This is a genomic window from Streptomyces odonnellii (assembly GCF_000981895.1).
Taxonomy (GTDB): Bacteria; Actinomycetota; Actinomycetes; order Streptomycetales; family Streptomycetaceae; genus Streptomyces; species Streptomyces odonnellii.
This window is the reverse complement of record NZ_LATD01000066.1, coordinates 1-9,280: the sequence shown is the minus strand read 5'-3', so window position 1 is coordinate 9,280 and position 9,280 is coordinate 1. Positions and strand designations below refer to the sequence as shown.

The following is a 9,280-nucleotide window of genomic DNA, read 5'->3' as shown; positions in this document are numbered from 1 at the left end:
CCCCCGCCCCACCCCGTGACCAGCCCCTAACGGATTTCCGAGCACGGCGGCGGGGGTGCTAAGGTTTCACACGTCGCAAGGGCCTGTGGCGCAGACTGGTAGCGCACCTCGTTCGCATCGAGGGGGTCAGGGGTTCAAATCCCCTCAGGTCCACAGTCGACTGTTCTTGAGTTGGCTCAGGAGCGGTAACGAAATCCCGTCCGATCGTCAGATCGGGCGGGATTTCGTCGTTTCCGGGCTTGTTGGGAGGCCTGGGGCCCTGTGGGCGCGGTACGCCTGGCGTCAGGCCGACGGATCGACGAGGGGGATGAGTTCGTACGGCTTCTCGGCGTGCTTCAGGACGGCTGTTTCCGCCGCTTGATGGTGGTGCAGCAGCCGGGAGATCACATGCACACCGCGCGGAAGATCGTCCCTGATCAGCACGTCGAAATTGACCAGGGAAGACACCACACCCCTGCGGACCTGGCCACGCTGCAGGGTCCTTAGGAAAGCTCGACCGGCCTCGCTCACTGCGTCGTCCATGCCGTTCAGCCTCTCCCTCGCGTCATCGTGAAGCCGTCTGCTCACTGACAAAGCTCCTCCGGTGTTGTCGTCTCGACGTCCCGCATCACGAGGGCGGGCAGGACGGAGAGCCCCAGATCCTTGAGATCCACGTTCGGGCCGGCGGCCTTCTCGGCGACATGAGGCGCCCATGAAGCCAGCCGCTCCACTGCTGACTCCACGTCGTCTCGGTCGCCGCTGAGAAGCGATGCCACGAGGGCCACGACGTCGGAACGGCTGGTGCCTGCGGGGGCAGGCAGTTCGTCCAGCCCTTTGAGTGCATCCTGGTCGCGCCGGTCACAGGCCGCCGCGAGGGCAGCGAGAACGAACCGGGTGGCGTCATTCTTTTCCTCCCAGCGGGACAGCAATCTCGGCAGCTCCCTCCCGATAGCCCTGCGCGTCTGTTCTTCCGCGGCAGATTCCCCGACTGCTCCATCGAGGGCGGAGTTGCGGTCGGCCAGGGAGACGGCCGCCGAGGGCCCGGTGACGGCGAGCCGCAGCAGATCGCCGAGCAGGATTACTCGACTGCCGGCGGGGACATCGTCGTCGTCGGCGAGCGCGGCCAGGAAGGGAATTGCCTCGACTGTGACCTCGGTGCAGGTCCCTTGGTGTGCCACGGCATCCGCGAGATCGCCGAGGAACTCGCCCGTCGTCTCGTACGGCTCGCCGAAGGCGAATTCCTCATCGAGCAGCCACCCCACGGCATCCGGCGCATTCTCGCCATTGCCGTACATTCGCTCCGCGACCGCCACCACCGCCCGGACCACTGCCGTCGGTTCACCGGCTCCGCCGCAGTTCCACGCGGGACCCGCCGGAGGCCGCGCGGGATCCTTGGGCAGGAGGCTGGGAAGGGACACTTCGGCGCCGGTCTGTTCATGCACCAGGCCGTCCCTCGTGAAGACTGCTTCAAGGGTCGCGGCCTGGCCCTCACCGCAGCCCTGCTGGAAACCGCCATGCTCACGGGCAACGTGGGCCATCCGAACCCGTTCGCTACGGAGGAACGGCTCCAGAGCCTTCCGGTCATGGCTGCTGTAGACGGCCAGCGAGAACACCTGCCACCAGCCCTCCAGCTCCGGATCCATCGGCGGCGTGCCGTACCAGGGGCTCGACGGAACGTAACAGAACTGATCGTGAACTCGCATCGCTGTCAAACGGTGCCCCATCCCGGCCAGCTCTGCCGAGGCCGCCCGCGCGGCATCTTCAGTAGGCAGGTACAGCGTGTACTGAACACCCCACGGAGGGGGCACGGCGCCCATCAGCCGCACCGCCAGGTGAACATCGCCCGGTCGAAAGGCGGCTCGGCCAGGTCCTGCGGGCGGATCGGCCCGAGCCACTTTCCGGCAGCGTTGGGCGACACTTGGTGCGGGGCGAGTACGCACAGAGCACCGGCGGATCCATGTGTCATGCGCCCGATCATCCACGGCACCACTGACAGTTCCCTCGATAGCCCCCATCAACTGGGAAATGGGTTTCCCGGGTCTGTTCGGGGCGCTGTGCAAACGAGGTTGGGGTCTGGGGCGGTCGTTTGGCCGACTGAGGCCTGGGCCTCAGAGGGGGCTTGGCCGCGGTGTGAGCGGCTGTGGCCGGGTGGCTGGTGCGGTCCACGGTGTCCGGCCTTGGCGGGCCGGGATCAGCTCGGCCGGGGAGAGGCTGCCGTCGGAATCGTCCGTGCCCATGCCCGAGCCCGGGCCCTGCTCCTCGGGAGGACGCGGGACCCGGGCCGGACGGTGTGGTGTGGCTCGGAGCGTGATGGTCAGTCCCGGCGGAGGCGGACCGCTACCGTCTCGCTGACGGTCACCGGGTGTGCGTAGTCGGGGTCGGTCGCCGTCGCGCGCGCCTCGACTTCTACGTCGCCGCGCTGGAAGGGTACGGAGCCGGTGGGCACGGCCGTCGCGGTCCACGCGACCGGTGCGCCTGGGGCACAGGACACCGACGTGCTGTAGGAGCCCCGGATGAGGTTCTGCTTCTTCACCTGCGTGACGTCCCCCGACACGGCCACCTGCACAGGCTTGGTGCAGCTCACTGTTCCGTGCAGGGTGGCCTTGCCGTTCAGGGTGCTCGCGGTGCCTTCCAGCGCCACGGCAAGGCCGAGGTCGAGGCCGTCCGGCGGAGTCGAGTCGTTGTTGATGTGGACCTCACCGCGAGCGGCGGTCGTTCCTCCCTCACAGTGCTGCTCGAAGGTGGCGTCGAGCTTCTCCACGGATCCCTGCGGACCGAACTCCACGTCGGAAATGGTGAAGTTGCCGGTGAGCGTGTTGCAGCCGCGCCCGTTGCCGCTCAGTGACAGACCTGGCTCGGTCGGCTCGTTGAACGGATAGCGGGTGGCTCCGGTGTAGGTCCCTGGCGCGAGAGGTGTGCCGGACGGTGCCGCGAGATCCAGGTACCACCAGTCGCCGTTGGCTCCGTCGACAGACAGGGCGACCCGACTGTTGTCGCTGTTGGCGGAGATGTTCAGGCTGTCCTGCGACGCTGTCGAGTAGGCGTAGGACTGGCCGCCGCTGATCCAGTCGCCGTCGTCGCCACTGAAACCGAAGGAGCCGAGGGTGACCGGCGCGGCATACGCCTCGGTGCCGGGCAGCAGGCCGGTTGAGCCGGTGGCCATGACCAGCGCCAGGGTGAGAACGGCTGTGGCACGGGCGAGGACGCGTCTGGGCGCGCTGAGTTTCATGGATGTTCCCCCCTGAAGAGATGAAGGTCCCCGATGCCGAGGTGACCTGTACGTTTCAGCGTGCGAGACAAGTCTGCCAACCACGGCAGACATGCGACAACTGCGTTTCTCGAGCTACGAGTTGCGCGGGCAGACGGTTGCGACATACGCCTTGGCCGCGGCGGCGGACGTACCTGTCCGCAAGGCGTCGGCACCCGCCCGGGGGTTTGCGTCGAAGCACAGTCGCAGGACCTGGTCCTCCGCCCAGAGGAACGTGCCGACGCCGTCGGGAAAGTCGTTCTCGAACCACGCGTAGTCCGCTCCGGTCTTCGTCATGCCGCCGATCCTCGCCCCGCGTCCGACAGTGGAGGACCCCCGCCCGTCGGCGTGGGGCGCGCCCGGGCGGTGGACGGGGCTGCGCTGCCTCGTCCTCTACGGTTGCATGTGATGTGGCAACGGCAGGGCCAGGACTTCTGCGCGCGGGGGCGGTGTGATGGGCGACGGTTCCAGGAATGACCTGTCCGGGACGGTGTACGGGCCGGCTGTCCAGGCTCAGCAGATCCATGGCGGCATCACCTTCAACGTCCAGGCGCCACCGCCCCACGGGCCCGACTCCGCGCCGGATCAAGTGCCGCCCCTGACCTTCGAGTTCGTCAACCGGTCCGCGGATCTGTCCTTACTGGACGATCGCCTCGGCGCCCCGGGGAGCGGCTCCTCCCGGGTCGGGTTCGGGGTGCTGACCGGGCTGCCGGGGATCGGGAAGACCGCGCTCGCTCAGCGCTGGGCGGAGAAGGCGCGTGAGCGGTTTCCCGACGGGCAGATCTATGTCGACTTCGCCGCGCTGCGCGGCCGTACGGGCGGTGATGTCTCCGCGGCGGTGCGGCAGTGCCTGACGGCCCTCGGGGTGGACGACACCTATATCCCGCAGTCTCTCGCCGGGCGGGTCGAGCTGTTCCGCAGCAGGTCCGCGGGCCGGCGGATCCTGGTCGTACTGGACGATGTGAACCAGCCCGCGCAGGTCAATGTCCTGGTCCCCAAGGGGCCGGGCAGTGTCCTGCTCGTCACCGGCAGCGGCAGACTCGGGGAACTGGCCATGGACGGTGCGCGGCTGCTGCCGCTCGAACCGCTCGACCTGCGCGGCGGACTGGGGATCCTCGCCGACCGCTGCGGCGAGCGCGCGGTCACCGCCGAGCAGGAGGCGGCCGAGCGGCTCGTCGAGTTGTGCGCGGGACTGCCGAAGGCGCTGCATGTGGTGGCGGCACGGCTGGTGACCGACCCCGGTCTCACCATGAGCGGGCTGGCCGAGGAACTCGCCGATGAGACCCGCCGGTTGGCGGGCATGTCGCTACGAGGACGAGGGGAGCACTCCGTGTCCGCGGTTCTGGGACTCGCCTACCGTGATCTGCCGCCCGACGCGGCCCGCCTCTACCGGCTGCTGGGATGGCTGCCCGGGCGGTCGTTCGACGCCGGTACGGCCGCGGTCGCCGCCGACATCGGCACACCGGCCGCCGAGTCGCTCCTCGGCACGCTTCGGGAGTCCAGCCTCCTGGACCGGACGCCCGACGGCAGGTTCCGCTTCCACGATCTCGTACGGCTGCATGCCCGCGAGCGCGCCACCGAGGAGCAACCGGCGCAGGAACAGCGGGAGTTGACGGCCCGCGTCGCCACCCACTATCTCGCGCTCACCGCCCTCGCCGACCGGGCCGTACGCGCCGACCGGTTGCGGATCGCCGATCTGCCCGAGCTGCTGAGCGGCGCCTCCGACCCCTTCGCCGCCGAGAACGGTCCTGCTCCGCTGGAATGGCTGGACGCCGAGCGCGCCAATATCCTCGCCGTCCTCCGCGAGGCCTCCCGCCATGGCCTCCATACGCTGGTCTGGCCGCTGTCCGAGGCCTTTACGGTTCTCTTCCTGCACCGCAGGCACCTCGGCGACTGGAAAGAGTCCCTGGAGCTCGGAGCCGCCTCGGCCGCCGAAGCCGTCGTCCCCGCCGCGGAGGCGCGCCTGCGCAGTCTGCTCTCCCGGCCGCTGATGGACCTCGGCGAGTACGACAGGGCGCGTACGGAGCTGGAGACCGCGGTCGCCTGCGCCGACGCCTCCGGACATGCCGCGCTCGGCGCGTCGGTGCAGGAGTTCTCCGGCCGGTACTGGGACCGCTTCGACCCCGACCGGGCCATGGACGCCTACCGCCGGTCCATCGAACTCAACATCGAGGCCCGCGAATGGCGGGGTGTCGCCATCGTCACCTATTTCCTCGGCTGTGCCCAGGACGCCAAGGGCGACCACACCACGGCCCTGGAGACCCTGCGCAGGGCGTACAAGGACCTGCTGGGCCGCGCCGACCGGCGCATGGCGGCCCGGGCCATGGCCGCGATCGGCGCCGCGCACGAGCATCTCGGCGACACGGACGAGGCGAAGCGCGCCCTGAGCGAGGCGGCCCGGACCCTGCGCGAGCAGAACGCCAGCCACTACGAGGCACAGGCCCTGGTCCGGCTCGCGGACCTCACCGAGCGGACGGGCGGTGGACGTACGGACCAGGGCCTGGCGGCCGTACGGGAGCAGCTCACCAGGGCGTACGAGATCTACGCGGAGGGCGGCAGCCCGGAGGCCGACACCCTGCGCGAGCGCCTCGACCGCCTTCAGGAGCCGCCGGGGTCCGGAGCGCAATGACACGCGAGGAACCGTGACAAGGCGCACCCGGCGCAGTGGACTCAGTACGCCGGACCGCGCGGCCGGGAGGTCCGGAAGCGCAGCGCGACGTCCTCCTCCCGGGCCCCGCCGACCCTGAGCGTCACGATGACCTCGTCCATCGCGATCCCCGCGCGCAGGCATGTGTAGACGACCGCCGCGGGCAGACCCACATGGATGCCGTCGCCGGTCGCCGTCGCCTCCACGGTCCGTCCGTCGCGCAGTCCCACCAGAAAGCCGCCCCCACCCAGCGCCACCGCAGCCAGACGGCTGCCGGGAAACCGGCCGAGCGTCTCGCCGATCCAGCGCAGCGCGCTCACCGAGGTCGGCGCGGTGCGCTCGCGGACCAGCACCGAGGCGCTCTCGCTCAGCCGCTGGTCCCGCTCCTCCTCGTCGCACGCGAGATGTACGAACGACCCGGGAGTCTCCTCGGGTCCTGTGCGGCTCTCCTCGCAGGCCGCCGCGGGGTGACGGCGTACGGTCACCGTCCAGTGGCCGTCCTCCGCGGCGGCCTCGGTGGCCACCGTCCAGGAGGTGACGGCCGTGGCGGGCGGATCGGGGCGTGGAAACGTCAGCAGGGGAGGTGGCGGGGCGGAGTCCCGCTCGGCCAGACCCATCAGGCGGTACAGCGCGGTACGCAGCCTGACCAGCGCCTGTCCCGGATCCGCGAAGGCCCCGGCCGCGATCTCGGCGTACCGCCCGGGGCGGTGCGTCCGTACGGCCGACTCGATCTGCCCGCGCAGATCCCCGCGCGGATCGAGCCGGGGCGCCGTCCGGCCGAGCCGCGCGATCGCCGTACCCGGCACGGCGTCGCTGCCGAACGCGCCGAGCAGTACGGGCTTGTCCAGCGCCGCACCGTACAGCGTGACCGAACCGTGGTCGCCCACCACGGCGTCCGCCGCCACCAGCGCCGACTGCCAGGCGCCGACCGGCGGCATCAGCAGCAGGCCCGAGTCGCGTGCGGCGGCCTGGAGCGTATGGATCTGCCAGGCGCCGTGCCCCGACCAGACATTGGGGTGGACGATCGCCGCGACCCGGTATTCGTCGTACGGCAGGGACGCGAGCAGCCGCGCCGGAAGCTCCGGATCCCGGCCGATCAGGGAGGTCCGGGCCCAGGTGGAGCTGAGCACCACCAGCCGCCGCCCGTCCCCGACCTCCAGCGCGCGGCGGTACGAACCGGCCAGCGGCAGGCTGGCGGCCAGCCGGTCGAACACCGGGTCCCCGACCAGCAGGGTGTGGCCAGCGGCCTTGGGATGCGTGGTGAGGAGCTGCTCCTCCTGGTCCGGATGCGAGATGGCGAGCCAGGCGCGGCCCGCCTCCAGCAGCGCGTCCGGCACCACACCGGACAGCCGCGTCCGCGAGGAGCGGGAGTCGGGCACGAGCTTCTGGAAGCCGACGCCGTGCGGCAGGACGAGTACGGGACAGCCCTCGCCCGGCACACCCCAGTTGGGCACTCCGAGCCCGGGCACACCGGTGCCGGGCAGCCCCGCTCCGGGCACTTCGACATTCTCGCTGGCGGAGACGATCAGATCCGGGGTGATGCTGCCCAACTGGGCCCAGGGCATGACCCGGCACCCCGACTCGTGCAGCAGATCGAGCACTCCGTCATTGAAGGCGGAGGTCGGGTCATGGGCGAAGACGACGGTGATCCGGTCGTCGCCGCGCAGCAGGGCCGGCAGGATCTCCAGGACCCGCACGGTCGAGGTGACCGTACGAGCGGCCACGACCAGGGTCTTCTCGCCGGGGAAGGTGCTCCACCGCCGGGCGTCATGGCCCACCGGGACCCTGAGCGGCGGCCCCGCGCTACCGTGCATGGCCACGGATACACCGTACCGGGGGTGGCCCTTGCGCCTCGGCGTACGCGCACGGCACCCCGCGGCCACCGTTTTCCCCGAGTCTCTCCCATGGGCCTTCGACCCCCTCCCATGTGCCTTCCCACATGCCCTCCCAAGTTCCTTCTCAGAGCGGAGACATGAATAAGTCTCGTACTGGGGAACGAAATTGAGGAATCGATGGCGGGAAGAGGCCAGCGAATTCCCCCACTCGGGTGACACGGGCTCACGGAATTTCTCCGGGGGCCACTACTGTGCCGAAGCATGACCTCTCCCAACACCGCGTCGGGCCGTATGCAGTACGCCCCTCTTCTGGGCACCCTCTCGGTGATTCCCTGGACCAGCGATCCTTCCGAGGGCGAGCGCAACGCGCCTTTTCTGCTTGCCTATTCACTCGGTGACGGCCGGGGCGGTCCGGCGGCCGGTGAGGAAGCGATGCGCGCGGTCCTCCAGGAGATCGGGCTGAATCCCGGTGGTGATCTGGTCGATGTCGCGCAGACGCCCCAGGTGCCGGTCAAATTGCTGGTGGAGGCGGGGCAGGCGGTGCTGACCATGCCGTATCTGACCTCGCAGTGCCCGGTTCCGCCGGAGTGGGAAGAGGACGCGCGGCGCACCCGGCAGGTCTATTTCATGGTGGCGACCCGCCCCTGGCCGGACGGTACGCCGGGGCGGCCGGTCACCGAGGAGCGGTTGCGCGCCTTTGTCGGCGACGTCGGCATGCTCGCCGGCGCGGCGCACTGTCTGGTGCCGGTAAGCAGCCTGCGCGGCTAGGTCCCGAGGCGCGGCACGCGAGCGAGGCATACGAAGCGAACGAATCGGAGCGTCATGGCAACGACTTGGGCCCGGACCACGCCCGCCGGAAAGACCGCGGAAGCCGGGAATACCAGGAAAACCGAGCAGACCAGGGACGCCGGGAAAGGCGCCACCAGCGGCGGCGCGGCGGACGTGGGCGGCAGCGGGGGGTTTGCGCTGCTGCTGGTGATCACGGGCGCCGCCGGGCTGCTGGCGGCGTGGGTGATCACGCTCGACAAGTTCAAGCTGCTTGAGGACCCGGACTTCACTCCGGCGTGCAGCCTCAACCCGGTGGTGTCCTGCGGCAACATCATGAAGAGCGAGCAGGCCTCGGCCTTCGGCTTTCCCAATCCGATGCTGGGGCTTGTGGCGTACGCCGTGGTGATCGGTGTTGGCGCGGGTCTGCTGGCGGGGGCGCGTTATCGTCGCTGGTTCTGGCTGGGGCTGAACGCGGGCACGCTGTTCGGTGTCGGATTCTGCACCTGGCTCCAGTACCAGTCGCTGTACGAGATCAACTCACTCTGCCTGTGGTGCTCTCTGGCCTGGGTCGCCACCATCGTGATGTTCTGTTACGTCACCGTCCACAACGTCGAGCACCGGATTCTGCCCGCTCCCGCCGGAGTACGCGAGGCGCTGAGCGAATTCCACTGGGTGCCGCCCGTGCTGTGGACCGGGGTGATCGGGATGCTGATCCTGATCCGCTGGTGGGACTTCTGGACGGGCTGACTGCCCCCGCCCGGCCGACCCCGCCCGCCGCCGCTCGCCCGACCCCGTCTGGCTGAC

The 9,280-nt window shown here is 69.9% G+C and carries 9 protein-coding genes and 1 tRNA gene; 4 read left to right on the top strand and 6 right to left on the bottom strand.

Annotation, left to right across the window (positions count from 1 at the left end; translation table 11 throughout):
* Nucleotides 1-79 precede the first annotated feature (79 nt).
* Nucleotides 80-153, top strand: a tRNA-Ala gene (locus WH07_RS08235).
* Between the two features lie 129 nt (nt 154-282).
* Here the strand turns inward: WH07_RS08235 and WH07_RS39610 are convergent.
* The 5 genes from WH07_RS39610 to WH07_RS08220 form a co-directional block, all read right to left on the bottom strand.
* Nucleotides 283-522 (bottom strand): hypothetical protein, encoded by a 240-nt coding sequence (locus tag WH07_RS39610; protein WP_157877282.1) that lies wholly within the window; start codon nt 520-522, stop codon nt 283-285.
* A 41-nt stretch (nt 523-563) separates the two neighbouring features.
* Nucleotides 564-1,796, bottom strand: coding sequence for a hypothetical protein (locus tag WH07_RS08230; RefSeq protein ID WP_046497199.1), 1,233 nt, complete (start codon nt 1,794-1,796; stop codon nt 564-566).
* Nucleotides 1,796-1,945 (bottom strand): hypothetical protein, encoded by a 150-nt coding sequence (locus WH07_RS39605; RefSeq protein ID WP_157877280.1) that lies wholly within the window; start codon nt 1,943-1,945, stop codon nt 1,796-1,798. Before WH07_RS39605 ends, WH07_RS08230 begins: the two co-directional genes overlap by 1 nt.
* Before the next feature lie 348 nt (nt 1,946-2,293).
* Entirely contained in the window at nt 2,294-3,208 is a 915-nt protein-coding gene (locus WH07_RS08225) for a hypothetical protein (RefSeq protein WP_046497195.1), read from the bottom strand.
* A 114-nt stretch (nt 3,209-3,322) separates the two neighbouring features.
* Nucleotides 3,323-3,523, bottom strand: coding sequence for a hypothetical protein (locus WH07_RS08220; RefSeq protein WP_046497193.1), 201 nt, complete (start codon nt 3,521-3,523; stop codon nt 3,323-3,325).
* Between the two features lie 157 nt (nt 3,524-3,680).
* Here WH07_RS08220 and WH07_RS08215 point away from each other — a divergent pair, with 157 nt between their 5' ends.
* Nucleotides 3,681-5,855, top strand: a complete 2,175-nt coding sequence (locus WH07_RS08215) for an NB-ARC domain-containing protein (RefSeq protein ID WP_046497190.1) — start codon at nt 3,681-3,683, stop codon at nt 5,853-5,855.
* Between the two features lie 41 nt (nt 5,856-5,896).
* On the opposite strand, the gene WH07_RS08210 is transcribed toward WH07_RS08215, so the two are convergent.
* Nucleotides 5,897-7,687 carry a hypothetical protein gene (locus WH07_RS08210; RefSeq protein ID WP_046497189.1) on the bottom strand — a complete coding sequence of 597 codons (1,791 nt, stop codon included), beginning with the start codon at nt 7,685-7,687 and terminating at the stop codon, nt 5,897-5,899.
* A 282-nt stretch (nt 7,688-7,969) separates the two neighbouring features.
* Here WH07_RS08210 and WH07_RS08205 point away from each other — a divergent pair, with 282 nt between their 5' ends.
* Together WH07_RS08205 and WH07_RS08200 are read left to right on the top strand one after the other, a co-directional pair.
* On the top strand, nt 7,970-8,476 hold the full coding sequence (locus WH07_RS08205) for a DUF5949 family protein (RefSeq protein ID WP_046497186.1): 507 nt from the start codon (nt 7,970-7,972) through the stop codon (nt 8,474-8,476).
* A gap of 54 nt (nt 8,477-8,530) precedes the next feature.
* Nucleotides 8,531-9,223, top strand: a complete 693-nt coding sequence (locus tag WH07_RS08200; RefSeq protein ID WP_079023053.1) for a vitamin K epoxide reductase family protein — start codon at nt 8,531-8,533, stop codon at nt 9,221-9,223.
* Nucleotides 9,224-9,280 lie beyond the last annotated feature (57 nt).